Source organism: Snuella lapsa (assembly GCF_039539345.1).
Taxonomy (GTDB): domain Bacteria; phylum Bacteroidota; class Bacteroidia; order Flavobacteriales; family Flavobacteriaceae; genus Snuella; species Snuella lapsa.
Window position 1 is genome coordinate 21,611 of the sequence record NZ_BAABCY010000013.1, and the last position, 26,997, is coordinate 48,607.

Sequence of the window (26,997 nt, forward strand, 5' to 3'; positions counted from 1 at the left end):
CTTCTTCGTTACACTCATCGCAATGACAGTCCATTTTTGCTTCCAATTTCTAACTTCCTGCTTCTTCAGTACCAACCAACTCATGAACACTCTCAGCTACAATTTGTCCGTCAAACAAGTTAACCACACGGTGCGCGTACTGAGAATCCCTATCGGAATGGGTAACCATTACGATAGTAGTCCCTTCCTGATTAAGTTCTGTAAGTAAGCTCATGACTTCTCTACCATTTTTGGAATCCAAATTACCAGTAGGCTCATCGGCCAATATCAATTTAGGATTTGCAACTACAGCCCTTGCTATGGCTACGCGTTGTTGCTGTCCGCCCGATAATTGCTGCGGAAAATGTTTTAAGCGGTGTCCCATTTTCATACGCTCCAAAACCTCCTTTACACGGCGTTTACGCTCTTTGGTGCTTATTTTTAGGTAGATAAGCGGTAGCTCTACATTCTCAAAAACGGTTAATTCATCTATCAGGTTAAAACTTTGGAATACGAAGCCAACGTTTCCCTTGCGCTTTTGGGTACGCTGACTCTCCTTTAATTTGCCCACTTCTTCCCCAGCGAACTTATACCCTCCACTGCTTGGATTATCTAACATCCCAATAATATTGAGCAGTGTCGACTTACCACAACCCGATGGTCCCATAATGGCTACGAATTCACCCTTCTTTACATGAAGGTTTACGTCGTGCAAAGCACGGGTCTCTACATCTTCGGTTCTAAATACTTTTGATAGCTTTTCTGTTTTAATCATTGTTTTTAATATTTATATGTTTAATTGTTTGTTTGAATCTCGAAATAGTTTGTACTAATTTATTTCAGTGTTTTTTAATCTTGTCATTCTTTTACCCTTCCGCCCGCTCGCGTTTTTTTATTTTTATTTGTCATTACGAATCGTACTTTTTGAAGCGACCAAGTAATCTGTTTGTTAATTGATCCTTATTCAAAAGATTGCTTCTTCGTTACACTCATCGCAATGACATTTCACTTTTAACTTTTTGCTTATTCATTGTTCCCGATTCCATTTTCTTTTGATTTCTACTGCATGCAATCTGACCTAAAATGACTCGAATTAACATATTTTTTGAATGTTATATTTCTTTTATAAGATTGCCACGTCCTTTGTCCTCGCAATGACACTCCCCTTTTTACTTTTAACTTACCCTATTCATCCCTTAAGCTTTCCACTGGGTTTTGTGTGGCCGCCTTGTAGGTTTGCCAGCTTACTGTTAACAGTGCTATTATTAATGTAAATAGCCCTGCAAGCGCAAACACCCACCAACTCAATGCTGTTTTATAGGCAAAATTCTCCAACCATTTATGCATCGCATAATAGGCTATTGGACATGCAATTACAAAGGCAATCCCCACCCATTTTATAAAATCCTTATTGAGCATGAACATAATCTCTTTAATGGTAGCACCATTAACCTTGCGAACACCTACTTCCTTAACCCGACGTTGTGTGTCATACAGGGCAATGGTAAACAGGCCTATTACCGAGATCAACAACGCGATAACAGTAAAAACTATATATATGGTACTTAGGCGTTTTTCTTTTTGGTATAGAGCTGCGATCTCATCGCTTAAAAACGTATAATTGAAGGGTTGATTGGGGTTTACTTCATTAAAAACCTCATTAATCTGAGCTATTGTCTCTTGATTTTTACTATTATGAAACTGAATAAAATAACCACTACTATAAGGTGTGCAAGAGATTATAAGTGGTTTTGGTTTTGATGCTAAATGCTGATAATTAAAATCTTTCACAACACCAATAATTTCATAATCTTTTCCCCAATAGATATTGTCTAGCGTTGCAGTACTAATATCTTCAATGTCCCAATATTTCTTAGCGGCCTCATTTATTATAATTTTACGGTTCCATCGTTCGTTATCAATTTCTTTATCAAAAAAGCGTCCTTCCAATAATTCAAAACCAAAAATATCTTGACACTCTGTTGAAATTACTAATGTATTGAAAGATTCAAAACCCAAAGTTTCTTGCTTAGTTTTCCATTCAATTTGATAAATATCTAAAGGAGATCGTCCTTGACCAACGGTTTTTATACCAGAGAAAGAGGCCAGTTGGTTTTTAATATATTCTGGTTTGTTAAGTATTTCCTTTTTATGAGCACTCCGTTTCTCTTCACTTCCTATTTCAACCATTGGGACTTGCGTTGTTGGATAATACAGTTTTACTTTCATAATATTTTCGGTATTAAACCCTAAATCCTTGCTTAGCATTAATTGAAGCTGTTTGGAAACTATTATGGACGATATAAGGAGCATAACCGCTAAAGCGTACTGAAGTACAACAATAATCTGCTTTCCTTTTAATTGTTGCTGCTTATTTATATTTAATACTGCTGAAAAACGATTGATACTAATGATTGGATATATGAAACCAATACCTGTAATTAATGTTAAAAACGAAACGTTAATTAATAAAACTGTTAAAACCGGCGGCTTTAAATTAGCGTTCATAAAACTATTAAAATAGGGAAGTATTAAATTATAAGTTATTGTTAGTATAACAACTGATAGGATAATTATGATGATATTTTCAACTAACTTTTGATAATAAATATTCTTTTTGAAGGCTCCATTGATTTTGGATATTACTATATTCTTGATAACGGAATTGACATTTACAATTTGAAGATTGGAAAAATTAAGAATAGACACCAATAGTATTACTAAAATAAAAATGATTAAGACATCTACATTACTCCTGTTTCCGGAACTAAAAATCGGAAAGGCCTTTATTCGACTAAAGTTGTTGCTAAAATAAAGGTCTTTTAATTTTACTGTTTTAGTAGTACTTTCAGTTAATTTAGGGTAAGCAAAGGGATAATTATTATTAGACCTTTTAATTTTCTCATCAAAATCATTTTGATGAACACTTTCTTTCAATTTTACGAATGGCATCCACCCGCCATAGGGGACACCTGCATTGGGTATTAAAACATCAAATTTAAGAGAACTATTTGAAGGGGTTTTAATAATTCCTTTTACGATATGAAGCCCTTGATAAATTGGCGATTCAAAATCCACTTCTTTCCCTATGGGGTTTACATCACCAAATAATTTTTCACTAAAATCCTCACTTAGTATAATGGCTTCATAATCATTTAAAATGGTATTTTCATCGCCTATGGTTAATTCAAAATTAAATACTTTAAAAAAACTACTATCTACAACAACACCTGTAGGTGTGTATGTTTCTTTATTATATTTTAACCTAACTTTATCTTTTTCAAAATATACAAGCGAGGTACCATTCTTAACTTCCGGATATTCGTCATAATTATTCTTAAAAGGAGGAGTCCATTCACTTTTAGGAGAATTTTTCATGGTTATCATGTATATATCTTCTACATTTTCATGAAAATCATCCATCGTCAATTCGTTATACACATAGGAAAACAGCATCGAAATACATAAAGCTCCCAAGCAAAGCGTTGCCAAACTTCCTGCAAATATGACTTTATTAGCGCGAAAGTTCCTAATGGCAAATTTTATGTAGTGTCTTAACATTTGTTATACATTTTTTAATATCATTATGAGGCGTGAAATGAACATTGTTTCATTCCCCTACCCTCTCTTAACAAGATCATTTATCCGGTTCGGTTTCCCGTAATAGTAGTAACTGGAAACCTGTTAACTCAATCTATTTTATTCTCAATACACACGCCATCATAATAATATTCCGTTCGATTTTTGATTGTTCTTTATTTATAACTTTTTACTTGTTCAATTTTCCTGTTATGATTCTCCTTGATTTCGACTGCGCTCAATCTGGCCTAAAATGACTCGAATTAACATATTTTTTGAATGTTATATTTCTTTTATAAGATTGCCACGTCCTTTGTCCTCGCGATGACACTCCCCTTTTTACTTTTAGCTTTCCACTTTTAACTTACCCTATTCATCCCTTAAGCTTTCCACTGGGTTTTGTGTGGCTGCCTTGTAGGTTTGCCAGCTTACTGTTAACAGTGCTATTATTAATGTAAATAGCCCTGCAAGCGCAAACACCCACCAACTCAATGTTGTTTTATAAGCAAAATTCTCCAGCCATTTATGCATCGCATAATAGGCTATGGGACATGCAATTACAAAGGCAATCCCTACCCATTTTATAAAATCCTTATTGAGCATGAACATAATCTCTTTAATGGTAGCACCATTGACCTTGCGAACCCCTACTTCCTTAACCCGACGTTGTGTGTCATACAGGGCAATGGTAAACAGGCCTATTGCCGAGATCAACAATGCAATTACCGTAAAGACGATATAAATGGTGCTTAAGCGTTTTTCTTTTTGGTATAGGGCTGCGATCTCATCGCTTAAAAAGGAATACCTAAAGGTTTGATTGGGGTTTACCTCTTTAAATAAAGCTTCAATGAGTTGGATGCCCACTTGGGTTTGTCCCTTATGGAATTTAATGAAATACTCATCGTCAATATATTCATAATAAACCATAACAAGCGGTTTGGGTTTAACAGATAAATGCTCATAATTAAAATCTTTGATAACCCCTATAATTTGTAAATCATTATGAGTCACTTTGGTTCCATTTTCTGATATTACATGACTTTTTCCAATATGATCATTCTTAATAAGGGTTTCATGAAAATCTGTGATATTCCAATATTTTAGAGCTGCCTCATTGACAACAATTTTAAGCCCCCCTTTTTGACGGTCAACTTCTCGTTCAAAAAAACGTCCTTTAATCACTTTAAAATCAAAAATATCTTTGTTTTCTGGAGTCACAATAAGCGTGTTAACAGATTCATAGTCACCACCTTCAATTTTCCAATTTGATGAATAAGAATTCAATGGGGATTTTCCCTGAGCCATCTTTTCGATACACGAAAAAGAAGCCAATTGATCATTGATATATCGGGGGACTTGCATAAGCTTTTCATGCTCTTCTCTTCTGCGTTCCTGACTCCAGTTTCTAGATTCCATATTAAAAGGCGGCTCATAAAACAACTTTACTTTCATAATCCCCTCTTTATTAAAGCCCAAATCTTTATTAAGCATCAAACCTAACTGGTTATTTATAACAAGTCCTGATATTAACAGAATAAATGCTAAACTATATTGCATAATAATAGTAACATGCCGTCCACTTAACGTATGGGAAATTTTCACATTTTGTTTAATGTTTTTTATGGTAGAAAACCGATTGATTACCCAGACAGGATATAAGGCTCCAAATATGGTTATGGTTAGTAATATAACGGTATTGAGTAAAAATACCTGCACTACTGGTGGCGCCAGAGTTACACCTGCAAAAGTATTAAATTGGGGTAAGATAAGTTTATAACCTATCGTTATAAGAGCACCTGAAAAAAGTATTAAAATTAGTGTTTCTACCAGCTTTTGAAATACGATATGTTTTTTAAGCGCTCCATTTACCTTGGAAATGGCTATACTTTTAAGTACTGCATTGGTATTAACAATTTGCAAATTGGAATAATTGAGCACAGAAACAAAAAGTATAACCAATATGATAATAAACAATACCCGAAGGTTCTTTTCATTTCCTGATCCAAATGGTGCATATTGCTTTATGCTATTTAATTCATTACTAAAATACATATCATCCAAGTTAACAATGGAAGTAATGCTTTCTGTTAATTGAGGATATACATTGGGTACTTTATTATTGGATGCTTCAATTTTTTCCTTAAATCCATTCTCATTAAAATTTGGTTTTACTTTAAAAAATGGTACGCCTGATCTTCCGTAACCATGACTTAAACGTTGATGTGGTATAATGTAATCGAAAGTTATTGAACTGTTAGAAGGTATTTTAACAATTCCCTGTACGGTATGGACACCTTGGTACATTCGAACTTCAAAATCTATTTTTTTTCCTATTGGATTTTCATCTCCAAACAATTTTTTACTAAACTTTTCACTTATAATGATGGATTGCTTATCGTTTAATACTGTATTCGAATTTCCTTGAGTAAGCTTAAAATCAAAAACTTGAAAAAAAGTACTATCTACCACCATGCCTATGGGCGTATAAATATTCTCATTGTATTTTATTTTGGTGTCATTCTCCCTAAAACACTTTAATGATACACTGCTTTCTATTTCCGGATATAATTCAGGATCGAACTTATACGGTGAACGCCACTCGCCTTTAGGAGATTCTTTCATGATAACCATAAAAACATCCTTTTCCTGTTCATGGAAATTATCCATTGTCAATTCGTTATACACATAGGAAAACAGCATCGAAATACATAAAGCTCCCAAGCAAAGCGTTGCCAAACTTCCTGCAAATATGACTTTGTTAGCGCGAAAGTTCCTAATGGCGAATTTAATGTAGTGTCTTAACATTTGTTATACGTTTTTATATATCATTATGAGGCGTGATATGAGCACTTTTTTATGACCTTGCCCTCTCTTAACAAGATCATTTAATCTGGCTTCTTGTAATAGCAGTAACAGGAAACCTATTGACTCAACCTACTTACTACCCATATACACGCCTTCATAATAATATTCCGTTCGATTTTTGATTGTTCTTTATTTGTAACTTCTTTACTTGTTCATTGTTTTCGATACTATTCTCAATCTAACAGAAAATCATTTGAACCAATATATTTTTTAATTGTTATGTTTCTTTTTCATGGTTTGTTCGTCATTACGAGGTGCTCTTTTTAGAGCAACGAAGTAATCTCTTGGTTGATTTACCTTTAAAAAGATTGCTTCTTCGTTGCTCTCATCGCAATGACGCTTTCCTTTTAATCTTTAACATCCTTAGTCCTGGTCCTGCTTCCTGTTTCTAACATATATTCACAACTACCATTATCTAAGAATTAACTTATCATTGTCTCCAAAATTGTCATAAGATGAAATAATCACAGCTTCTCCGACATCCAAACCTTCAATAATTTCATAATACTGTGGATTTTGCTTACCTATTTTTACTGGGCGTTTTATAGCATATGTGCCCGAGACATCAACCACATACACCCATTGTCCACCCGTGCTTCCAAAGAAAGCGCCTTTAGGCAACAGCAATGCTTCAGATGGTGCGCCTAGCTGCAATTTTATATAATAACTTTGCCCTGTACGAATGTTATCGGGTTTAGAATCATCAAATACCAAATCGACATCAAATTTACCATCTCTTACTTCGGGATAAACTTTTCTTAATCGTAACTTATAAAGGGTGTCTTTACGATCGAATGTTGCTGTAAGTCCTCGCTTTACACGATCTATATAATGCTCGTCTATTTGCGATTCCACCTTAAAGTCGGACAGTACATTAATTTGACCTATATTTTGACCTTTCCCCACACGCTTACCAATTTCGGCGTCCAAAAAGCCCAACTGACCATCTATTGGTGCCTTTACATTTAAATTCTCGATGCGCTCGTATTCCATGCTTAAGGCCTGTTTCATACGCCCTAAATCGCGACTTAGGTCTTTAATACTCCCTATGTTCCTTAGGGAATCCTGTTTGGTTTGGAATTTCTGTACTTCATGGCTTTTTTGTGACAACTCAAAATCCTCTTTAGCTCTTAAATACTCCTCTCTTGCGATCAGTTCGTCATCATATAGCGCCTGGTACTGTATATATTTACGCTCGGCCTGCTTTAACCGGTATTCGGCATCGAGTAAGCTCTTTTGAGCAGCATTTCTTTTGGTTTCAAAGTCAATTTGTGTTTGTCTTAGGTGATTTTCCTTTGTTGCTAAATTGGTTTCACTGTTTAATATCTCTCCAAATAACTCCCTATTTTCCAACTGCAGTATAACGTCTCCCTTTTTAACCATACTCCCTTCTTCTATAAGCACCTCGGTAACACGCCCTCCTTCGTAAGCGCCTAAATATACTGTGGTAATTGGGCTTACCTGTCCGCTAAGACTAATGTAATCATTAAATTTATTTTTGGTAACCTGGGCTATGGTAAGCTTTTCTTTATCTACTTTTAATGTAGAGACATTATCGCTAAATGCGATATGGAAAATGAAGAATAGCACAAAGGCTGCTAGTACACCTATTACAGCATGCTTGCGTTTTAAACCTTTTTTCTTTTCAATAGGAGTGTCCATAAATATTAATTTGATGCTATTGTTGGTAATTTAAATTCACCTTTGTAAAAGTCTAAATAGTGCTTTTGTATGCGTTTTTCTACTAGTATGCGTAATTGTTCTATTTTGGCACTTAAATATGAACTACTGGTAATTTGAAGATCATACAGGCTTATAAGTTCTTTTTCAAATCTCTTTTGTGCTACTTTATAAGCTTGTTCTTTTGCTTTTAATTGTTTTTGGTTCAAAACTTCCTCTGCATTTAAGGCTTTGTTTTTTTGAAGCATTTCCCGGATTTGTTTATAGGTACGTTGTTGTTCCAGTCTAAATTGTGTATTGGCCTTATTCAATCTTATTTTACCAATTTTGGTTTGGCTCCACACCCTTCCATTGCCAAAAACGGGGAAATTGAGCGAAACCCCTATAAACTTATTTTGGTTGTTTTTTATTTGCTCTCTAAAAGAAACTGTATTTCCAGAAGCATCTTTAATGTTATCTGAAAAACTAGTATTAATGGCTGCACTTAACCCAATTCTGGGAAAAAACGCACTCTTAGTGACAGCTAAATCTTTTTTTGCAGATGCTACCGAAAGAGCACTTATTTTGAGTAGTGGTAATGTTTCCAAAGCACTATTAAAAACCTCTTCAACATCAGTTTCAGGTAGTTTGTTTGAAGTAAGTCCTGCAGTAATCGCTATGGTTTCCTGTTGCAAATTCATTTCCTGCAACAAACTCAGTTTTGCCAGTTCCAATCGGTTTTCGGCTTGAAGTACACTTAATGAATCACCACTAACGGTTGCTTCAATTTCATATAGATCGGCCTTGGCCATCAATCCCAAATCAGTTTTTTTACTAACTGTCCGGTAATGCAACAAATTAGAGCGTTGTTGCTCCTTAACAATTTCTAACGCTCCTTCATGAAACAATACATTACTAAATAAGTCCATGATCTTAAAGGCCAAATCGTATTTAGCTTGCTCTGCTCGGTATTTACTGTTTTCGTATTGCAATTTTTGATATGCCAAGTGGTGCCATTTCCTAAAACCTTCAAACAATGTAATGGAAGACGAAAGCCCTCCCCTTATTCCCGACACAAAGCGTCTTTCAACATAAGTATTTGTTACAGGATCCAGAGTACGCCCAAAGCTTACATTATAACCTGGATATGAAACACCAATGCTTGGAAGCAGGTTGCGTTTACTTTGTTGCCAGTATTCTTTACTTATTGCAGCATCCTGACTAGTAATCTCCTGTTCTAAACTATGTTCTAGTCCATATACAATACATTCGTCTAAAGTCCACATCTTTTGTGCCTGCCCTTTAAAAATGAAAATGACCCCAAAAAACAATACTGCTAAACTAATTTTAAAACTCATTAACTCTATAACCGTTGAATTTTGGGCATTATATGTCCAACACCGTGCCACTTTTTTTAACAACCTGCAAAACAATGCTTTACGCAATAAAACAATATCTAACCCAACGCTATAGTGTAAAAATAATGGACAAAATGTGTAAAAATATTTTACACTTCATACAGTGTAATAAGAGGATTAGTTAGTTTTGAATAAATTAATAGTTACTCCCAATGATTCAAGGTAACATACTTATTATAGACGATAACAAAAATGTACTAAGTGCTCTCGAGTTATTATTGCAAACCGAATACCAAAACATAACAACACTATCCAATCCCAATGCCATTACATCGGTTGCTAACATAGCCTCTTACGATGTTATCTTATTGGACATGAATTTTTCAGCAGGTGTAAACACTGGCAATGAAGGTTTTTATTGGCTTAAACGGTTAAAAGCATTAACACCCGATGCCTCCATTGTTATGATAACTGCCTATGGTGGCGTTGAAATTGCAGTTAAGGCTTTAAAGGAAGGTGCAACAGATTTTATCCTTAAGCCTTGGGATAATAAAAAACTGCTGGCTACAGTACACGCTGCTTACAAATTTCGTCAATCACGATTGGAAGTTAAAGCATTAAAATCGGCGCATCAAAATTTAAAATCATTAATTAATAACGAAGGGAAATATATTATTGGTCAGTCCAAAGCGATTAACAAAGTACTTAAACTTGCAAGAAAGGTTGCGAGCACCAATGCCAATGTGCTTATTACTGGTGAAAATGGTACTGGTAAGGAACTCATAGCCCAGGAGATTCATAAAAATTCTAAACGGCACCAAGGAATACTCGTTAATGTGGATATGGGAGCCATCCCCGAAACCTTATTTGAAAGCGAACTGTTCGGACATGTAAAAGGAGCTTTTACCGACGCCCATAAGGATCGTCCGGGTAAATTTGAAGCTGCCAATGGTGGGACATTATTTTTAGATGAAATTGGCAATTTACCTTTATCCCTACAATCTAAATTATTATCGGTACTGCAAAACCGACAGGTATTTAGAGTAGGATCTAATACAGGAATTGCTGTAGATATCAGACTTATTTGCGCTACAAATAGTCATTTAGAGAATTTATTGGTCGAAGGGTCTTTTCGGGAGGATTTATTGTACCGCATTAACACGATTCATATTGAAGTACCTCCCCTACGCGATCGTGATGATGATGTTTTGCTTTTAGCTGATTTCTTTTTAAAAAAATACGCCAATAAATACGGAAAAAAGGTTGCCAATATAGCCTCCTCTGCTAAAAAGAAGCTACTAAATTATAACTGGCCTGGTAATGTACGTGAGTTACAGCATACTATTGAGCGAGCCGTTATTTTAAGTGAGGGCAATACCCTAAACACCAATGATTTTTTATTTAAAACGCCAACCAAAACAAGAATTACAGAGCACTTAGAAACTTTAGACGCTATGGAGAAACAAATGATCTCAAGTGCTTTGGAACGACACGAAGGGAATTTTACTGCAGCTGCCAACCAATTGGGAATCACCCGACAAACCTTGTATAATAAAGCAAAACGTTATGGAACCCAATAGATTATGAGCAGTAAAGTATTATATTATAAAATTATTTTGAGGGTGCTTCTTATATTGGCAACATCTATAGGCTTGGCCTTTTCTATTTTACAAAACCATTTAGATTACAGCATTTATCTGGGGCTAATCCTAGTTGCTCAAGTTATTGGAATTATTATATTTTTAAATCAAACCAATAAAAAAATTGCATTCTTCTTTGATGCTATCGAAAATGATGATTCTACCATCCATTACCCCGTACACATTAAGAACAAATCTTTAAAAGCCTTGCACCATAGTTTAAATAAGGTAAACAATCTCATTCAAGACATAAAAATAGAACATGAAGCCCAGGAGAAGTATTACCAAACCATTCTGGAAGAGGCTAGCATAGGCATTCTTACCATTGGCAAGCAGGGGCATATTTTTACAGCTAATAAAAGTGCAAAAACCATGCTATCCCGCAATCCGTTGACACATATAAGGCAATTGCAACAGATTGATAAAAAACTATACGATCTCATCGCAAATCTAAAGCCTTTTGAATCCAAATTATTTCAGTTTACCAATGAGCGGGAAGTTATCAAACTATCCGTAAAGGCAACCTCTTTAGTGTTAAACCAAAAAGAATTGTTATTAGTTATTATTCAAAATATCAATTCAGAAATAGAACAAAATGAAATCGATTCCTGGAATAAACTTTTTAGTGTGTTAACACACGAAATCATGAATACTATAGCGCCAATCACCTCTTTGTCTGAAACACTGGTTGAACAAATCAAGAAACATTCAAACAGCGACGAAGATCAATTAAAGGATGCCCGTACAATGAAAAATATTTCGAAAGGGTTGGATGTTATCAAACAAAACAGTCATAACCTAGTAGATTTTGTAAATTCCTATAGAACATTAACCAAAATCCCAAGTCCTGATAAGCACATTCTATCGGTTGCCACCCTGTTCGACAAAATAAAGATCTTGTGTAGCCAGGAAAAAGGATTTGGTAATGTTACCTTTAAAACAAGTGTGCCCCATAATCTAGAAATATTTGCCGACGAGAAGCAAGTACTTCAAGTATTGGTAAATCTGGTGAAAAATGCATTACAATCTATGGAAGGAAGCACAAATGGCATTGTAAAACTAACAGGAATAAAACAGCAAAATGGAAAGATTGTTCTGCAAGTTGCAGATAATGGACCTGGTATTCCTTCCGATCTCTTAGACCACATTTTTGTTCCTTTTTTTACGACCAAAAAAGAAGGAACAGGTATTGGTTTAAGTCTTTCCAAACACATTATGCGACTGCACGGTGGTAGTGTGCAGGTAAGCTCCGTTCCTGAAAAGGAAACGGTATTTACTTTAAGCTTTTAAAGCAAATTAAACTGTAGTATTTTTGTATTGCACCTATACTTATTAATGATGTCGTAAAAGTAAAAAAAGCTATGGTAGATTTTTACAAACATAAAAACCTCATTCTTTTCGATGGTATTTGTAACCTATGCAATGGTGCTGTACAATATATCATTAAATATGACAAAAAGGATGTATTCCTATTTGCTCCTTTACAAAGTAACATTGGAAAGCAAATTATTAAAACCCATCATATTGATACAGGCAAAACAGATTCCATACTGCTTTTTGTACCTGGAAAAGGTATTAGCAGCAAATCGACTGCTGCATTAAAAATTGCATCGCAATTAGGATTTCCTAATAATTTAATGGTTGTTTTTTTTATTGTACCAGCATTTATACGCAACTGGGCTTACGACTACATTGCTAAAAACCGCTATAGATGGTATGGAAAAAAGGATGCCTGTATGGTACCAACTCCAGAATTAAGATCTAAATTTTTAGAATAACTATTCCTGTACTAAAGTACCCCATTCGGTCCAGGAACCATCGTAAACCGACAGCTTATTGTAGCCTGCTATTTCTGCTCCTAGAGCAAGCACACATGCCGTAATTCCAGATCCGCAAGAAAAGATTATAGGATCTTCATTTAGAGCTAATTTGGCATATATCTGTTGTAAGTCTTCTTTAGATTTTATTTCACCATCACTTAACAAATCGGTAAAAGGTAAATTAACCGAATTAGGAATGGTTCCCATGCGTAAGCCCTCTCTAGGTTCTGGTTCTTGACAATTAAAACGTCCTCTGGAACGTGCATCAATAATAGTATGTGTTTTATTTGCAGAAGCTGTTTTCATATCATTAAAAAACACCATAGCTTCTGGGTTTAGTTTTGCTTCAAAATCGCCTAAACGACCACCATACTGCACCATCGACTCTGTTTTGTAATTGGCTTTTTGCCATGATGGCAAACCACCACTTAACACCGCTATATTATGATGACCAAATGCCTTAAACAACCACCAAACCCTAGCCGAAGAATAAATCCCTTTATCATCATATACTACTATAGCACTGGCTTTATTAATGCCTAAAGCCCGTGCCTCTTTTTGAAACTGTGCCTCGGATGGGAATGTACTTGGAAATGGTGCGCCTACTTCACTAAACCTCTTCTTAATATCAAAAAAGCGGGCTTTGGGTATTTGGATCTGGGAAGCATCCAATACTTTGTTAATTGTTCCGTCTAAAACGATTAAATTATCAGCATCTAAATGTTCATGTAACCAAGTTACAGAAACTATTGGCATAGAAAAAACAATATTAGAACTCATAACAAAGGACTTTATGCCTAATCATTTCTTTTTTTATAGTTATCGTCCCAGTTTCTAACATGGGGCTCTCCTAGCTTATCAACTGATTTGGCTACAAGCATCGATACCGATGCATCACCAGTAACATTAACCACCGTTCTGCACATATCAAGAGGTCTATCTACCGCAAATATCAATGCCAAACCAGCTTCGGGTATACCTGCCTGGGCCAATACAATAACCAACATAACCATTCCGGCACCTGGAACAGCTGCACTTCCAATGGAAGCTAATGTTGCCGTAACAATAATACCTAGTTGTACACCCAAGCTCAAATCCATACCAAAAGCTTGCGCTATAAACACTGCTGCTACAGCCTGATATAAACTGGTTCCGTCCATATTAATTGTCGCTCCAATGGGCAACACAAAACTGGTTACTTCTTCTTCTACGCCAAGGTGCTCTTCTACCCGTTCCATAGTTACTGGAAGCGTTGCAGCACTACTACTTGTTGAAAATGCCAGTAACTGCGCTGGTCCAATACCATTAAAAAAGAATTTTGGTGTTTTCCCCGTAAAGACTAGAACGATTATTGCATAAACGACAATCATCATCGCCAATCCCAATACCACACAAAAGGCATACCACCCCAAGGCACTAAATAAATCGGCACTTGGCGATTCAACAACCAATGCAGCCAATAGGGCAAATACGCCATATGGAGCTGCTAGCATTATTAAATCGATAAGCTTTAGAATAACCTCGTTAAAGCTATCGAAAAATTGCTTTGCAGGTTTTGCCTTCTCTTCAGGAATCAAAATCAACCCCAAACCAAAAAAGATGGCAAAGAATATAACCTGAAGCATATTGCCATTATCGCTGGCCGCATTAAAAATATTACTTGGGACTAAATCTTCCAGAGCTTGTAAAGGCCCTGCTTTCCGTTGTTTTTCAGCTGCCGATATTTTCTTATCAGCATCTCCCTTATAGCTTTCAACTAGTTCTGTCCGGGTTGCTTCTGTTATCGATTTTCCCGGTTGAACAACATTCACGACCAGTAAACCAATAGAAACCGCTATAACGGTTGTAATGATATAAGTTATTATCGTCCTCCCTCCCATTTTTGAAAGTTTGGCTATATCCTTTAAGTCTGATACACCCTTAATAAGTGAGGCCAATATTAACGGAACGGCTATTAATTTTAAAGCATTAATAAATATATTCCCAAAAGGTTTAACCCAATCTTGAATAATCTCCCTGCCCCCATCAAATTTGGTCATTATTAAACCTACAACGACTCCTAAAGCCATTCCTAATAATATTTGCCAATGTAATGCGAGCTTCTTCATGGAATTATATTTTTGATAATTTATTTAAAAGGTAGTAATCTGCAAGTACCAATGCTGCCATAGCTTCGACAATAGGCACCGCTCTTGGCACCACACAAGGGTCATGGCGTCCTTTACCTTGCATTTCGACCGTATTTCCTTCTTTATCAATCGTTTCATATTTCTGGATAAGCGTGGCCACAGGCTTGAACGCTACATTAAAATAGATATCCATGCCATTGCTAATACCTCCTTGAATACCTCCAGAAAAATTGGTTTTTGTTGTACCATCGTTGTTAAAAGCATCATTATGGTCACTGCCATACATGGTACTCCCCTCAAAACCACTACCATATTCAAATCCTTTCACGGCATTAATGGATAGCATGGCCTTACCTAATTCTGCATGTAATTTATCAAATACAGGTTCTCCTAATCCAATTGGCACATTCTTAATAACACAACTAACAATACCTCCTACGGTATCACCTTTACTGCGTACTTCTTTAATATAAGCCTCCATATCCTTTGCCATAGTTTGGTCTGGACAACGAACAATATTAGATTCTATTTGAGTAAGATCAAGCTCTGTATAAGGCTTATTTAGCTTCATAGTCCCAACACCAGAAACATAGGCACTTATTTTAATATCCTTTAGCATTTGCTTTGCCAAAGCTCCAGCTACTACTCTACAAGCTGTTTCGCGTGCAGAACTACGGCCTCCTCCCCTATAATCACGGATACCATACTTTTTATCGTAGGTGTAATCTGCATGACTTGGTCTGTAGCTGTCTTTTATATGTGAATAATCGTGTGATTTCTGATTGGTATTTTCTATAACAAATCCAATCGAAGTCCCTGTTGTTTTGCCTTCAAAAATCCCTGAATGAAATTTTACCGTATCTGGTTCTTTTCGTTGTGTCACTATTGAAGACTGTCCCGGTCTTCTTCTATCCAATTCTTGTTGAATAGACTCTATATCAACATCAATCCCAGCTGGACAACCGTCTATAACGCCTCCTAAAGCACTTCCGTGCGATTCACCATAAGTTGTTAATGTAAATAATTTACCAAAGGAATTCCCTGCCATAAATAAATTTTTGACGCTAAAGTAAATCTATTCTTAGAGATACGAAAATGAAAGTTAAGAATTTCTTGAAGCCATCTATAACAAAGGTAACACTGCAAGTCTCTTTTTTTAGATCAAATACAAGTAAAATAACCAAACAGAACTAAGGACATTACATTTATTTAACAATATACTCACAGTTAGATAATTGTAAGGTAACCCCTAAATAATATATGTCTGCGATATTTACAAAAACTTGATACATTTTGAAAATAAAACGTAAAATAGAAATCGCCGTTATTTCCGATGTCCATTTAGGCACCTATGGATGCCATGCCAAACACTTATTAAGCTATTTAAACAGTATCACTCCTAAAAAACTGATCCTAAATGGTGATATTATTGATGTTTGGCAATTTAATAAGCGTTACTTTCCTAAATCACACCTTAAGGTAATCAAAAAAATTATAGACATGGCGGCTAACGGTGTTGAGATTATCTATATTACTGGAAACCATGACGAAGTATTACGCAAGTTTAGTGACACTAACATAGGCAATCTTTCTATTGTAGATAAACTGGTTCTTGAATTGGACGGGAAAAAAGCATGGTTTTTTCATGGTGATGTATTCGATATTTCCATTCAAAACGCCAAATGGTTGGCTAAACTAGGGGGGTATGGATATGACTTACTTATACTTTTAAACCGCTGCATTAATTGGTGCTTGGAACGTATGGGGAAGGAAAAGCGCTCCTTGTCAAAAAAAGTAAAGGATGGTGTAAAAGGTGCTATAAAATACATTAATGATTACGAAACGGTTATCTCTGATCTGGCCATAGAAAATGACTACGATTATGTGATTTGCGGACACATACATCAGCCCAAAATGATGTACCGAGAAAACAAACACGGAAAGACCATGTACCTAAACTCGGGAGATTGGGTAGAAAATTTCACGGCACTAGAATACCAATTCAAACGTTGGAAAATATATAATTTCAACAAAGATAAACTTGCCCCTTTTTATGTTGATGAAGACGTAAAGGCTATGGAAATAAAAGATTTAATCGCGGCCATAACTATTGTTGATCAACAGCAAAAAAAATCAGGCTAAGGCATTTTTTAATATGGTTATAGGGTGCAAAGCCTCACGCTGCGTACCATCTTTAATTTGATGCCTGCAACTTGTACCATTTGCTGCTATTATAGTATCGTTTGATGCTTTTCTAACAGCTGGAAACAAGGTTTGTTCCCCAATAGTCATACTCACCTCATAATGCTCCTTTTCGTACCCAAAACTTCCTGCCATACCACAACAACCGCTAGGAATAATGGTAACCTTGTAATTCTCGGGGAAGTTTAAAACGGTAAAACTAGACAATTGATTCCCCATAGCCTTTTGATGGCAATGTCCGTGAAATTTAATTTGCTCCTCCTTCTTTGTAAACTGCTCGGGTTTAATATTACCAATTGCCATTTCCTGCTGCAAAAACGCCTCAATTAATAGTGTATGCTTTGCAATAGTTTTGGCCGCTTGTTTATCGTCTGCTAATTTTAAATACTCGTCCTTAAACGTTAAAATAGCTGAAGGCTCAATACCCAATAAAGGTGATTCGGCCGAAATCTTATCCTTAAAAACAGCAACATTTTTATTAGCGACTGCTTTAGCTTGTTTTAACAGGCCTTTTGACAAAAAAGTGCGCCCAGATACATCATTTTCTAAAATAATAACGTTATAGTTTAATGCAGTTAACAACAAAATAGCATCCTTACCTATTTTTGTATCTAAATGGTTAGTAAACTCATCATTAAACAGATAAACCGACTTGATGAATTTTTCACCAACCTTTTGTTTTTCAAACGATTCAAACCACTTACTTAAACTATGAGATGACACTAAAGGCAGCGTTCTTTCCTTTGCTATTCCCATTGCATTTTTCAATAAAGAAGCTGTTACGGTATTCTTAAAGACAAAGTTTGTAAGCTTAGGGAACCAGCTACCATAACGATTTAGTGTATTGTTATAAGCAAATAGTTTTGTGCGTAAAGACACTCCGTTTGCCTTCTGGTATTGGTACAGGAATTCGGCCTTTAAATTTGCTACGTCCACACTGCTCGGACATTCACTTGCACAAGCTTTACAACTAAGACATAAATCGAACACCTCTTTAAGCTCTTTGTGATCAAACCTGTTAGCCTTATTTGAATTAGTCAAAAATTCCCTTAAAGCATTGGCTCGTGCTCGTGTGGTATCTTTCTCATTACGGGTAGCACGATAACTCGGACACATAACACCACCGAACTCTGGAAGTTTCCTGCAATCACCAGAACCATTACACTTTTCGGCTTCTCTTAAAATACCTAGCGATGCCGAAAAATCCATTAATGTATCAATCTTAGGCTCCTTTCTATCGGTCTCATAACGTAGGCTTTTGTCCATTGGGAAAGCATCAACAATTTTACCGGGGTTAAAAATAACTCCGCCATCAAAGGCCATTTTTATATGTTTTAAAATATCGTAATTCGCCTGACCTATCATTAGAGGTATAAATTCCGACCTTACAATACCGTCGCCGTGTTCTCCACTCATAGACCCCTGATACTTTTTCACCAAATGTGCGACATCTGTGGTTATTTTTCTGAACAGGTCAACATCGCTATGCTTCTTTAAATCCAAAATAGGCCGTAGATGTATCTCCCCAGCCCCTGCATGCGCGTAATACACTGCCTTTTGTCCGTGTTTTTCCATTAAGGTTGTAAACTCCGAAATGTAACTTGCCAAATCCTCTACTAGTACAGCCGTGTCTTCGATACACGCCACAGCTTTTTTATCCCCAACGATATTTCCCAATAGCCCCAAACCAGCACTGCGCAAATTATTAGCCTTATCTACATGATCCCCAACAAGCAGTGGGTGCGCATAACTCAAGCCTGTCTCTTTAATAGTCTTAATTAAAGCATTGGCTTTAGATTGTACTTCTTCCTTGGTTTCAGCTTTCACCTCACACATTAGGATCGCTTCAGGGTCACCTTCCAAAAACTGTCTGTTTTCTTCTTGTGTCTTATTATGTTTGGTACAATCCAGAATGGTTTTATCCATCATTTCACAAGCATACAAATCGTGCTGCATAACAGGCACAACAGCATTCAAACAGTTTTCGATACTACGAAAATGTGCTGCTACCATTATATTTTCTGAAGGTGGTAGTATATCAAGTTTTAAGGTGATTTCTGTCGTGAAAGCCAAGGTTCCTTCACTTCCGGACAATAACTTACACATATTAAACATAGTATCTGCACAGGCAGGCTTGAACACTTCTGTATTAACAAGTTCGTCTATAGCATACCCCGTGTTTCTTCTGTGAATTTCTGGCTTTGGAAAATTGCCCTCAATTTGCTTATGGACTGCTTCCGGCTGCAATTGGGCGTAAATCGTTTTATAAATTTGTCCTTCTAAATTAGGCATCTCTATTTTTTTATGGAATTCCGATTTTGAAACCGCTTTAAAAGTCGCTTCACTACCATCGCTTAAAACAGTTTGCATTTCTAAAACCTTATCACGCGTTACGCCATACTGTATTGATGTAGACCCAGAAGAGTTATTGCCTACCATCCCTCCTATCATACACCTGTTAGATGTAGAGGTGTTGGGGCCAAAAAAGAGTCCAAATGGCTTTAAATAATTATTTAGGGCATCACGTACCACACCTGGCTGTACCGTAACGGTTTGCTTCCTTTCATTTAGAGCAATAATCTCTGTAAAATATTTAGATACATCTACAACAATACCTTTACCCACACATTGTCCTGCTAAGGAAGTGCCCGCCGTTCTGGGAATTAATGAGGTGTCGTGTTTTTTAGCAAAGTCAATTAACAGCTTTATATCCTCCCTATCTTTAGGGTAAGCAACTGCTAAAGGCAACATTCTATATACCGATGCATCGGTAGCGTAAATTGTTTTCAACAACTCATCATAAAATAATTCTCCTGAAAGCGTTTTACTTAACTCCTGTAAATGAGCGGATAATATCATAGTTCAATAAAAATATTTATAATTCTAACGAGAAGTTAAATATAAATACATTTTTGGCGTTATTTTTGTAAAAATAAGCTGAACTTAAAATAATCTTTTTTTTAAAAAAGATCGTATATATATTAATAAAAACAAAACTTAACATTTATGAGAAATTTATTTTTATTGTCAATAGCTTTAATTGGTTTTGCTATTAGTTCTAATGCGCAAAGTATTTCTGAAAACGCCCTTGGTTTACGATTAGGAGACAGCGATGGCTTTGGAGCCGAAATCTCGTACCAACGTGCCTTGGGAGACAACAACCGTTTGGAAGTGGATTTAGGCTGGCGTGACGGAAAAAACTATGATGGTTTTAAATTAGCTGGTTTATACCAATGGGTATTCCCACTAGATGGTGATTTTAACTGGTATGTCGGCGCCGGTGGTGGTTTAGGGTCTTTCGATGTAGATACTCCAACCTATAGCGACTCAGAGACATTTTTCTTTGCGGCTGGCGACATTGGTATTGAATACAGCTTTGAAATCCCATTGATGCTTTCGCTTGATTTTAGACCCGAAATTGGCTTTGGCGATTTCAATGATGATTTAGATTTTGATATAGCCTTAGGTATTAGATACCAATTTTAAACACACACATTATATATAACAAAAAGCGCCTTTAGGGCGCTTTTTTCATACCCTAAATAGCATAAGTTTTGGAACAAATACGAAAACATTTTGAAAAGAATTTCAATATAACACCTCAAGATTGGCAAATATTTGCATCAAAACTAGTGTGCAAAAAGTTCCCAAAACGAACGGTTCTCTTGAAAAAGGGAGATACTGAACGGTATCTATCATTTATTGAAAAAGGCTCTATTCGCTTCTATGTACCAAACGCAGACAAAGACCTTACTTTTGGATTTGTTTTCCAAAATGCTTTTGTAAGCGCATACGACTCCTTTTTAACGCAATCACCTTGTACTTATACTGTAGAAACCATTGAGGATACTGTACTTTGGAGATTAACTTATAATGACCTCCAAATTATATACGACACTACTCAAATTGGCAACACTATTGGAAGAAAAGCCTGTGAAGACCTATACTTAAAAAAAACAAAAAGAGAGTTATCACTTTTAAACGAAACTGCAGAAGTACGCTATGCAAATCTTTTTTCTGAACGACCAGAGCTTATTAAACATGTTCCTTTAAAATATATTGCTTCGTACATAGGTGTAACGCCCCAAGCATTAAGCAGAATTAGGAAGCGGATTTCTTAACTTGGGTTCATTGTAATAAATGCGCTAACATGGATCTTTGTAAAATAGATTTTCAAGATTTATGTTAATTAAAAAATTACAAACAGATGAAACCATTAATTGTTTTATTAGGCACATTTATTATCGCTATTACTGTTTTAAAATTAGCAAGAAACACTACTGACTACCGACTGGCTGGCCGAGTCGCTATGGCTTCCATGTTATCTTTTACTGCTATTGGACATTTCATGTTCATTGATGGCATGAAAGCAATCATTCCCGATTTCTTCCCTTTAAAAACCGAAATAGTTTTTGCCACAGGCGTTTTGGAATTAGTCTTTGCTATTGCCTTATTTTATCCTAATATTAGGGCATTGACCAGATGGGCTTTAATTATTTTCTTCATAGCAATCTTACCTGCTAACATTAAAGCCGCAATGCACCATATAAATTACCAAACTGGAGCCAACGATGGTCATGGGGTAACCTATTTATGGTTTCGCATACCCCTACAAGTATTTTTTATTGTTTGGGTTTACATGTCAACACTAAAACAGGCTCAGTAATTCTAACATGCCTAAAATAAGGTTGTTTGTCCTTCACTATCCGTATCGGTATCGTTACTACCTGTAATTTCTACGGCTATGGTATCCGAATTTTTAGATTCTGAGTCGACTGGTTTTGAGACTGTTTCCTCATCAACAACATCAATGTCGTCGGCGTGTTTTTGTTCTGGGGCTTCAAACGGAATTGGATCCAATAAATTAACTTGGTTAACTTTATCTTTCGTTAATTGATTACCTAAAGCCGTGATACCTTTTATCGCAATAAATTCCTCTAAACGAATTTCTAAGTTTTCTTTCCTGTCTTTACCACGTTCTTTAGCAAAAACAACCTCTGCAACAGGTTTCCAGTCAGTAGAAACCACTTCTAGAACCGAGTTAGGGTGCTCTGAGATAAACGTTTCCTCTTTGCCTTCGTTCTCAACTAAAAAGCGTTTCACATAATACAGTTCCTTCTCCCCATTGTAATAAATCGCTGAAATGGGCTTATTGGGAATCCACTTTTCAAGAACGATCATGTCATCATCAAAATGAGCGGTAAGCTCTGGTATAATTGTTTTTGCCACACCCGATTGACTGATGATAAGAATACGGTCTTCGCCTCTAAATTCTCCTACCAACTCACCTCGGCCATCAACATTTAAGCGTTGTACTGTATCGTCAAACCAAATCTTACGTGGTTTTAGGGTTGAAACACCTTTTTCTTTTAATTCTACACGTTTTATAGAATATTTAGTAACTAAATTCCCTTTAGAAACACGTCCTTTAATTAAAATATCTGCAAAATCGATATCCCATTTTAATTTCTTAATGCTACCTGCTTGTCTCAACAATATGGTAACTACTTCTGCTTCCCCATTAGGGTTGGCTGAAAAATACAAGACTACGGAACCTTTATTCCCATTGGTTAAATCGTATTCTTTATCACGGGTTATGGCTGTTACTGCAAATCGCTTAATATAGGAAGGTCCACTTTTACCATCTCTATAAATCATATTGTAAATGGTACGCTTGTCTTTCTTTTTAAATACCGCCACATGAATAATGTCTTTACCCACAAAGGTTTTGGTGTCCACTTTGGTTACCATCATAACACCTTGTTTTGTAAAAACGATAATATCATCTATATCGCTACAATCGCAAACATATTCATCCTTACGTAAGGAGGTGCCAATAAAGCCTTCAGCCCTATTTACATATAACTTTGTATTCCTAATCACCACCTTAGTAGCATCTACATCGTCAAACGTACGGATCTCCGTTTTACGTTCACGCCCCTCACCATACTCCTTTTTGAGTCTGTTAAAATATGCAATGGCATACTCAATAATATGTGCTAAGTCGTGTTTTACCTGGGCTATTTCCTCTTCTAAAGCATCAATTTTTTGTTGTGCCTTATCGATATCAAATTTTGAAATACGCTTGATACGGATTTCTGTAAGACGCACAATATCCTCTTCTGTAACTGCACGTTTCAGGTGTTTTGTGTGTGGTTTCAAACCTGTATCGATTGCTTTTATAACACCTTCCCAGGTTTCTTCTTCTTCGATGTCCCTATAAATCCTATTTTCAATAAAAATACGTTCTAGAGAAGCAAAATGCCACTGTTGCTCAAGCTCTCCCAGTTTTATCTCCAACTCACTTTTTAGCAACATTACAGTATTATCGGTCGAGCGACGCAACATTTCGCTAACCCCAATGAACAAAGGCTTATTGTCTTCTATAACACAGCCTAAAGGTGAAATGGAGGACTCACAGCTTGTAAAAGCATATAGTGCATCGATGGTTTTATCTGGCGATAACCCAGATGGCAAATGCACTAATATTTCCACTTGTGCGGCTGTGTTATCTTCAATTTTTTTGATCTTTATCTTTCCTTTGTCGTTAGCTTTTAAAATAGAATCGATTAAAGAAGAAGTTGTTGTCCCATAAGGCAACTCGGTAATTACCAAGGTATTTTTATCTAGCTGTGATATTTTAGCGCGGACGCGTACTTTTCCACCACGCATGCCATCATTATAATTGGAAAAATCGGCAATTCCAGCAGTTGGAAAATCAGGAAGAATTGTAAACCTTTTACCTTGCAAATGTTTAATAGAAGCATCTATAAGTTCTATAAAATTGTGTGGGAGTATTTTAGTTGAAAGTCCAACAGCAATTCCTTCTCCGCCTTGAGCCAGCAACAATGGGAACATTACGGGTAGGTTTATCGGTTCTTTACGACGCCCATCGTAACTTGCCTGCCACTCGGTTATCTTAGGGTTGTATACAACATCTATAGCAAATTTGGATAAACGGGCTTCTATATATCGTGATGCGGCTGCACCATCGCCCGTTAGAATATTCCCCCAGTTACCCTGAGTGTCTATTAACAAATCCTTTTGCCCTATTTGCACCATGGCATCTGCAATACTTGCATCACCATGCGGATGGTATTGCATAGTATGTCCTACTATATTAGCTACTTTGTTATAGCGACCGTCATCCAAATCTTTCATGGAATGCATAATGCGTCGCTGCACCGGTTTAAAACCGTCTTCAATAGCTGGAACGGCACGTTCTAATATAACATACGATGCATAATCCAAAAACCAATCTTTATACATACCCGTTACCCGAGTAATGGTTTCTTGTGGTTCGTCTTGGTCGTTAATCAAATCGTCGTTTTCTTCTATCATCAACTATTCATTTTTTTCTGTTAGCCTTCACCATTTTCCGTAATGATTGCTTTATATATTTGCGCTTTTTCCTGCTCACTAAAGTAACGTTAAAGTGTACACGTTTCGTCCCACCTCGATTATTTTTTATGTGCAACACCAAACTTTTAAAAACAAGGTAGTTATATATTTTATAAGATACTAATTGTTGTTTTTCAAACTCAACTTTAAACTCTCTATAATTTAAGTAATCTGAAAGCAACAAGCCCCTGTTAATTAATACGACTTTCATCCCATCACTGTCATATTCAAAGTATTTAGAAATAGCATGCACTATGAAAAACAAAGCGATGAAACCAAATAAAAACAATAAAAACGTGAGTGTTGGGTTGCCGGTAATATTTTTAAATGCACTAAAAACGGTCGACATAACGATAGCCAACACAATTAGTATAAAATATACCGAAATGATAACATTTCTTATTTTTCCATTATTGGTACGCATTAATTTTTGTCTTCATCAATCAAATCCAATTCTACCTTTAAGTTGTCAATAATAAACTCTTGTCTTGATGGCGTGTTTTTTCCCATATAGAAAGCCAACAATTCTTCAATAGACATGTTATCATCTAACATAACAGGATCTAAGCGGATGTCATCTCCAATGAAATGTTTAAATTCATCTGGAGAAATCTCACCCAACCCCTTAAATCTGGTAATCTCTGGTTTTGGTTTTAATTTTTCTATAGCCGTTCGACGCTCTTCTTCGGAATAGCAATAAATAGTTTCCTTTTTATTTCTTACACGGAACAAAGGTGTTTGTAAAATATACAAATGCCCTTCTTTTATCACTTCAGGGAAAAATTGCAAAAAGAATGTGATAAGCAACAATCGAATATGCATACCATCCACATCGGCATCGGTAGCTATTACAACATTATTATAACGCAAATCTTCTAAAGACTCTTCGATATTTAAAGCGGCTTGCAATAAATTAAATTCTTCATTTTCATACACAATTTTTTTGCTTAAGCCATAACAGTTTAAAGGTTTTCCTTTTAAACTAAAAACGGCTTGGGTATTCACATCGCGAGACTTGGTAATACTTCCTGACGCCGAATCGCCCTCTGTAATAAATAAAGTGGTTTCTAAATTGCGTTCGTTTTTTGTATCCCCAAAATGCACGCGACAGTCTCGCAGCTTCTTATTGTGCAAACTAGCCTTTTTGGCACGATCCCTTGCCAATTTTCTAATACCAGATAGCTCCTTACGTTCACGCTCTGCCTGTAATATTTTGCGTTGTATCTTTTCAGCTGCTTCCGGATTTTTGTGCAAATAGTTATCGAGGTTCGTTTTAACGAAATCGTTAACATAGGTGCGAACGGTTGGCAAATCGCCTCCCATGTCTGTTGACCCCAATTTGGTCTTGGTCTGACTCTCAAATACCGGTTCCATGACCTTGATTGCAATAGCACTTACTACCGACTTCCGAATATCGGAAGCGTCATAATTCTTACCATAAAACTCTCTAAGCGTTTTTACCAAAGCTTCCCTAAACGCATTTAAATGTGTTCCTCCCTGTGTGGTATTTTGTCCATTTACAAAGGAGTGGTACTCTTCACTATACTGTGTTTTACTATGGGTTAGCGCTATTTCTATATCATCGCCACGCAAATGGATTATAGGGTATAATAAGTCTGATTCATTAATGTTTTCACTTAATAAATCTTTTAGTCCGTTTTCACTGTAAAACTTCTCTCCATTAAAAACGATAGTTAAACCGGGATTTAAGTAGACATAGTTCTTAAGCATTTTAACAACATACTCGCTTCTAAACTTGTAGTTTTTAAAAATGTTTAAATCGGGAACAAAAGACACTTTTGTTCCTTTTCTACGCGAAGTTTCATCTAATAATTCTTTGTTGATTAAATTGCCCTGCTCGAATTCAGCCGACGCAGAGCGACTCTCACGTGTGGATTCAACCCTAAAGTAAGATGACAAAGCATTTACTGCTTTTGTTCCCACTCCATTAAGCCCTACCGATTTTTTAAAGGCTTTCGAATCGTACTTACCTCCTGTATTCATTTTAGAAACAACATCGACTACTTTTCCCAATGGAATACCTCGGCCATAATCACGCACCGTTACTTTAGACCCCTGAATAGAAATTTCAATGGTCTTACCAGCTCCCATCACGTATTCGTCAATAGAGTTATCTAAAACCTCCTTTAAAAGGATATAAATACCATCATCTGGCGACGATCCATCTCCCAGTTTACCAATATACATTCCCGGTCGCATTCGGATATGTTCTTTCCAGTCAAGAGAGCGTATATTATCTTCGGTGTAATTGGATTGTACAGACATAGAATTGAGAAAAATTTTATGATAGAACGCTAATATAATACAACGTTATAAAAAATGAAACAGCGTTTGGACAAAATAA

Annotated in this window: 19 protein-coding genes; 7 read left to right on the forward strand and 12 right to left on the reverse strand. The window is 36.1% G+C overall.

From position 1 onward, the window contains the following. Nucleotides 1-49: 49 nt before the first annotated feature. The 5 genes from ABD792_RS01780 to ABD792_RS01800 form a co-directional block, all read right to left on the reverse strand. Nucleotides 50-754 (reverse strand): ABC transporter ATP-binding protein, encoded by a 705-nt coding sequence (locus tag ABD792_RS01780; protein WP_345004001.1) that lies wholly within the window; start codon nucleotides 752-754, stop codon nucleotides 50-52. A 410-nt stretch (nucleotides 755-1,164) separates the two neighbouring features. Next, the gene (locus tag ABD792_RS01785) at nucleotides 1,165-3,540 is read right to left on the reverse strand and encodes an ABC transporter permease (protein WP_345004002.1); all 2,376 of its coding nucleotides are present in this window, start codon (nucleotides 3,538-3,540) and stop codon (nucleotides 1,165-1,167) included. 387 nt (nucleotides 3,541-3,927) lie between these two features. Beyond that, nucleotides 3,928-6,363 carry an ABC transporter permease gene (locus tag ABD792_RS01790; RefSeq protein WP_345004004.1) on the reverse strand — a complete coding sequence of 812 codons (2,436 nt, stop codon included), beginning with the start codon at nucleotides 6,361-6,363 and terminating at the stop codon, nucleotides 3,928-3,930. Nucleotides 6,364-6,834: 471 nt separating this feature from the next. Further along, complete coding sequence (locus ABD792_RS01795) at nucleotides 6,835-8,085, reverse strand: efflux RND transporter periplasmic adaptor subunit (protein WP_345004005.1); 1,251 nt, start codon at nucleotides 8,083-8,085, stop codon at nucleotides 6,835-6,837. A 5-nt stretch (nucleotides 8,086-8,090) separates the two neighbouring features. Beyond that, nucleotides 8,091-9,440 carry a TolC family protein gene (locus tag ABD792_RS01800; protein ID WP_345004007.1) on the reverse strand — a complete coding sequence of 450 codons (1,350 nt, stop codon included), beginning with the start codon at nucleotides 9,438-9,440 and terminating at the stop codon, nucleotides 8,091-8,093. A 212-nt stretch (nucleotides 9,441-9,652) separates the two neighbouring features. On the opposite strand from ABD792_RS01800, the gene ABD792_RS01805 reads away from it, so the two are divergent. The 3 genes from ABD792_RS01805 (at nucleotide 9,653) to ABD792_RS01815 (ending at nucleotide 12,858) form a co-directional block, all read left to right on the forward strand. Next, nucleotides 9,653-11,020: a sigma-54-dependent transcriptional regulator gene (locus ABD792_RS01805; RefSeq protein ID WP_345004008.1), complete on the forward strand. Its 1,368-nt coding sequence runs from the start codon at nucleotides 9,653-9,655 to the stop codon at nucleotides 11,018-11,020. Between the two features lie 3 nt (nucleotides 11,021-11,023). Beyond that, entirely contained in the window at nucleotides 11,024-12,370 is a 1,347-nt protein-coding gene (locus tag ABD792_RS01810) for a sensor histidine kinase (protein WP_345004009.1), read from the forward strand. Between the two features lie 71 nt (nucleotides 12,371-12,441). After that, complete coding sequence (locus tag ABD792_RS01815) at nucleotides 12,442-12,858, forward strand: thiol-disulfide oxidoreductase DCC family protein (protein ID WP_345004010.1); 417 nt, start codon at nucleotides 12,442-12,444, stop codon at nucleotides 12,856-12,858. Here the strand turns inward: ABD792_RS01815 and ABD792_RS01820 are convergent, their stop codons facing one another. The 3 genes from ABD792_RS01820 to aroC are packed head-to-tail and all read right to left on the reverse strand — an operon-like array spanning nucleotide 12,859 to nucleotide 16,077. After that, on the reverse strand, nucleotides 12,859-13,680 hold the full coding sequence (locus ABD792_RS01820) for a sulfurtransferase (protein WP_345004011.1): 822 nt from the start codon (nucleotides 13,678-13,680) through the stop codon (nucleotides 12,859-12,861). It abuts the gene before it with no gap. A 17-nt stretch (nucleotides 13,681-13,697) separates the two neighbouring features. Next, a complete protein-coding gene (locus ABD792_RS01825) occupies nucleotides 13,698-15,008 on the reverse strand; it encodes a dicarboxylate/amino acid:cation symporter (RefSeq protein ID WP_345004012.1) in 1,311 nt (436 codons plus the stop codon). Nucleotides 15,009-15,012: 4 nt separating this feature from the next. Then, nucleotides 15,013-16,077: a chorismate synthase gene (gene aroC, locus ABD792_RS01830; RefSeq protein ID WP_345004013.1), complete on the reverse strand. Its 1,065-nt coding sequence runs from the start codon at nucleotides 16,075-16,077 to the stop codon at nucleotides 15,013-15,015. Between the two features lie 245 nt (nucleotides 16,078-16,322). On the opposite strand from aroC, the gene ABD792_RS01835 reads away from it, so the two are divergent. Then, nucleotides 16,323-17,171 carry a UDP-2,3-diacylglucosamine diphosphatase gene (locus tag ABD792_RS01835; RefSeq protein ID WP_345004014.1) on the forward strand — a complete coding sequence of 283 codons (849 nt, stop codon included), beginning with the start codon at nucleotides 16,323-16,325 and terminating at the stop codon, nucleotides 17,169-17,171. Here the strand turns inward: ABD792_RS01835 and ABD792_RS01840 are convergent. Further along, the gene (locus ABD792_RS01840; protein ID WP_345004015.1) at nucleotides 17,163-20,090 is read right to left on the reverse strand and encodes an FAD-binding and (Fe-S)-binding domain-containing protein; all 2,928 of its coding nucleotides are present in this window, start codon (nucleotides 20,088-20,090) and stop codon (nucleotides 17,163-17,165) included. The genes ABD792_RS01835 and ABD792_RS01840 overlap by 9 nt on opposite strands. A gap of 147 nt (nucleotides 20,091-20,237) precedes the next feature. Here ABD792_RS01840 and ABD792_RS01845 point away from each other — a divergent pair, with 147 nt between their 5' ends. The 3 genes from ABD792_RS01845 to ABD792_RS01855 all read left to right on the forward strand — a co-directional run bounded on the left by ABD792_RS01845 (nucleotide 20,238) and on the right by ABD792_RS01855 (nucleotide 21,897). Then, nucleotides 20,238-20,717: an outer membrane beta-barrel protein gene (locus tag ABD792_RS01845; RefSeq protein WP_345004016.1), complete on the forward strand. Its 480-nt coding sequence runs from the start codon at nucleotides 20,238-20,240 to the stop codon at nucleotides 20,715-20,717. Nucleotides 20,718-20,785: 68 nt separating this feature from the next. Beyond that, nucleotides 20,786-21,352 carry a Crp/Fnr family transcriptional regulator gene (locus tag ABD792_RS01850; RefSeq protein ID WP_345004017.1) on the forward strand — a complete coding sequence of 189 codons (567 nt, stop codon included), beginning with the start codon at nucleotides 20,786-20,788 and terminating at the stop codon, nucleotides 21,350-21,352. An 86-nt stretch (nucleotides 21,353-21,438) separates the two neighbouring features. Beyond that, complete coding sequence (locus tag ABD792_RS01855; protein ID WP_345004019.1) at nucleotides 21,439-21,897, forward strand: DoxX family protein; 459 nt, start codon at nucleotides 21,439-21,441, stop codon at nucleotides 21,895-21,897. A gap of 11 nt (nucleotides 21,898-21,908) precedes the next feature. Here the strand turns inward: ABD792_RS01855 and ABD792_RS01860 are convergent, their stop codons facing one another. The 3 genes from ABD792_RS01860 to ABD792_RS01870 are packed head-to-tail and all read right to left on the reverse strand — an operon-like array spanning nucleotide 21,909 to nucleotide 26,918. Further along, nucleotides 21,909-24,572, reverse strand: coding sequence for a DNA gyrase/topoisomerase IV subunit A (locus tag ABD792_RS01860; protein ID WP_345004021.1), 2,664 nt, complete (start codon nucleotides 24,570-24,572; stop codon nucleotides 21,909-21,911). Nucleotides 24,573-24,579: 7 nt separating this feature from the next. Further along, a complete protein-coding gene (locus ABD792_RS01865; RefSeq protein ID WP_345004022.1) occupies nucleotides 24,580-25,056 on the reverse strand; it encodes a hypothetical protein in 477 nt (158 codons plus the stop codon). After that, nucleotides 25,056-26,918 carry a DNA topoisomerase IV subunit B gene (locus tag ABD792_RS01870; protein WP_345004023.1) on the reverse strand — a complete coding sequence of 621 codons (1,863 nt, stop codon included), beginning with the start codon at nucleotides 26,916-26,918 and terminating at the stop codon, nucleotides 25,056-25,058. Before ABD792_RS01870 ends, ABD792_RS01865 begins: the two co-directional genes overlap by 1 nt. Between the last annotated feature and the right edge of the window lie 79 nt (nucleotides 26,919-26,997).